The 2,421-nt window shown below is 73.8% G+C and carries 3 protein-coding genes; all 3 read left to right on the top strand.

The window, feature by feature from the left end; translation table 11 throughout:
- The first annotated feature begins 161 nt into the window (after positions 1–161).
- Complete coding sequence (gene tnpA / locus FHS87_RS23145; protein WP_184522242.1) at positions 162–533, top strand: IS66-like element accessory protein TnpA; 372 nt, start codon at positions 162–164, stop codon at positions 531–533.
- Positions 530–877 (top strand): IS66 family insertion sequence element accessory protein TnpB, encoded by a 348-nt coding sequence (tnpB, locus tag FHS87_RS23140; protein WP_184522239.1) that lies wholly within the window; start codon positions 530–532, stop codon positions 875–877. The genes tnpA and tnpB overlap by 4 nt, the downstream gene beginning before the upstream one ends.
- Positions 878–934: 57 nt before the next feature.
- Positions 935–2,421 (top strand): IS66 family transposase (gene tnpC, locus FHS87_RS23135; protein ID WP_184522236.1); only part of this gene is annotated, 1,487 nt, incomplete at its 3' end.

Here is a 2,421-nt window from a genome sequence, read left to right as displayed (position 1 = left end):
GTAAGCGGTGGTTTGAGGCCGTATTGTCCTGGAGCGTGCTGACGGCGAGGTAGCGTCACGGATGGTGAGGTGACGCGATGTTGGAGCGTGTGGCTGGCCACAATGGCAGCACTGGTGCTGGCACCGGTGCTGCCGCTCGATCGTCGGAGAGGGTCGAGATCGTGACGCGCCCTGAGGCGCGGCGGGTCTACACGGCGGAGGAGAAGGTTCGGCTGGTGGCGGAGACCCTCCAGCCCGGCGAGACGGTGCAGGGCGTGTCGCGGCGTCACGGGGTCTGCGCCAGCCTGCTGCACCGCTGGCGCCGGGCGGCGCGTGGCGAGGCAGCCCGGCAGCGGCGTCCGCCGCAGCTCCTGCCGGTGCGGCTGATGACCGCCGGGCCCGAGCCGTCGCCAGCTGCGCCCCCGATGCCGGTCACGTCCGCCGGGGCGGTGGTTCTAATCGAGCTGGTCCTGCGCAACGGACGGGTGCTGCGGCTGGCGCCGGAGGTGGACGCCGCGGCGGTCGCGCGGCTCGCTGCGGCGCTGGAGGCGTGATCGGTCCACCGCCGGGCGTGCGGGTCTGGCTGGCGGCGGGCCCGACCGACATGCGCCGGGGCTTCGACGGGCTGTCCCGCCTCGTGCAGGAGGTGCTGGGCGGGGATCCGTTCAGCGGCCACGTGTTCGCGTTCCGGGGCCGCCGGGCTCACCTCGTCAAGCTGCTGTACTGGGACGGCCAGGGCCTGTGCCTCCTCGCCAAGCGGCTGGAGCGCGGGAAGTTCGTGTGGCCGAGCGCGACGGAGGGGGTGGTCTCACTCACGCCCGCGCAGATGTCGATGCTGCTGGAGGGCATCGACTGGCGCCGCACGGCCTGGACGGCGCGGCCCGAGGTCGTGGGCTGACGACCGGCGCGGCCGATTTCCCTTGGCGCGACGCGGCGGGCCGGGCGACGGTTCGGCATGCGTGGTGCGATCGACATCGCGGCCCTCCCCGACGATCCCGCGGTTCTGCGGGGACTGCTGGCCGAGGTCATCGCGCAGCGCGACGGCGCGGTCGCCGAGCGGGACGCGCTCGAGGCGGCAAACGACCGGCTCCGCCACCTCCTGCGCAGGCTGCAGCGGCACCAGTTCGGGCGGCGGTCCGAGAGGCTGCCGGAGGAGCAGCTGCAGCTCGCCCTGGCTGACCTCGAGACGGCGGTCGCGGCCGCTGAGGCCAGGGAGGGGCGCCAGGACGAGGCGCTGCGCAAGGCGCAGGCGGAGGGGCGCCGCCGGAGCCGAGGTGCCTTGCCCGCGCACCTACCGCGGGTCGAGGTGCTGATCGAGCCAGAGAGCACCGCATGCCCGTGCTGCCAGGGGATGATGGCCGTCATCGGCGAGGACCGGGCGGAGCGGCTCGACGTGATCCCGGCCCGGTTCCGTGTCCTCGTCACGCGCAGGCCCAGGCTGGCCTGCCGAGCCTGCGGCGACGTGGTGGTCCAGGCTCCCGCACCGCCGCGGCTGATCGAGGGCGGGTTGCCGACGGAGGCGACGGTCGCGCACGTCCTCGTCTCCCGCTACGCCGACCACCTGCCCCTCTACCGCCAAGCGGGGATCCTGGCGCGCCAGGGCGTGCCGGTGGACCGCTCGACCCTGGCCCACTGGGTGGGCACGGCCGCGGCCGAGATCGAGCCCGTCGTGCGCCGCCTGCGCGGGATCCTCCTCACCTCGGCCCGGCTGTTCGCGGATGAGACGGTTGTACCGGTCCTCGACCCTGGCCGTGGCCGGACCAAGCAGGGGTACTTCTGGGCCATCGCCCGCGATGACCGCCCCTGGGGCGGGCTGGACCCGCCTGCGGTCGCCTACACCTATGCGCCCGGCCGGGGCGGCGAGCACGCCCATGCCCTGCTGGGGCGCTACCGCGGCATCCTCCAGTGCGACGGCTACGCCGCCTACAAGCGCCTCGCCGATCCCGGGGCCGCCCCGGGCGCCGCGGTCATCGCGACCTGCTGGGCCCACGCGCGACGCCGGTTCTACGACCTGGCCCGGAGCGGTGCGTCACCCATGGCCGAGGAGGCGCTCCGCCGCATCGCCGCCCTCTACGCCGTCGAGGCGGACCTGCGCGGGCAGCCGCCCGATGCTCGGCGCACCGGGCGCGAGGAGAGGAGCAGACCCCTCGTCGAAGGTCTGTTCGGCTGGCTCGAGGAGCATCTCGACCGCGTGCCCGGGCGAGGCGACCTGGCGGACGCGATCCGTTACGCGCTGAAGGGTCGCAAGGGTCTGACCCGGTTCCTCGATGACGGCCACATCGACCTCGACACCAACGCCGTCGAGCGCTCCATCCGACCCATCGCGCTGAGCCGCAAGAACGCGCTGTTCGCGGGATCCGACGAGGGTGGTGAGCACTGGGCTGCCGTCGCCTCGCTCATCGAGACCTGCAAGCTGAACGGCGTCGATCCCCAGACCTACCT

Source organism: Muricoccus pecuniae (assembly GCF_014199205.1).
Lineage (GTDB): Bacteria > Pseudomonadota > Alphaproteobacteria > Acetobacterales > Acetobacteraceae > Roseomonas > Roseomonas pecuniae.
This window is presented reverse-complemented; position numbering and strand designations above follow the sequence as displayed.